The organism is Zoogloea sp. LCSB751, assembly GCF_002028455.1.
In the GTDB taxonomy this organism is placed as follows: domain Bacteria; phylum Pseudomonadota; class Gammaproteobacteria; order Burkholderiales; family Rhodocyclaceae; genus Zoogloea.
This window is the reverse complement of record NZ_MWUM01000416.1, coordinates 1-252: the sequence shown is the minus strand read 5'-3', so window position 1 is coordinate 252 and position 252 is coordinate 1. Positions and strand designations below refer to the sequence as shown.

The window sequence follows — 252 nt, the reverse complement described above, 5'->3', positions numbered from 1 at the left end:
TGGAGGCGGCGAGCGCGAGACAGACCCCCACCACCAGGGCCGCCAGGGTGCGCGGCAGGCGCAGGGTGTGGACTATCATGGCGAGTTTTTCATCGGCCACCAGGGCGGGATCGCCCAAGAGGAAACCGGCGACCTCGCGGCCACCATAGACACCGGCACCTGTGGCCAGTGACAGAGAAATCAGCAGGAAGAGGAGCAGCACGCTGAACCAGAACAGCTGTGCTTGGTATCTGAGCACGCAAGAACTCCTTT

At 63.1% G+C, this 252-nt stretch carries 1 protein-coding gene; it reads right to left on the bottom strand.

What is annotated here, in order from left to right; genetic code table 11:
- On the bottom strand, positions 1-238 hold a 238-nt coding region (locus B4920_RS27170; protein WP_139379737.1), incomplete at its 3' end, for an iron chelate uptake ABC transporter family permease subunit.
- Between the last annotated feature and the right edge of the window lie 14 nt (positions 239-252).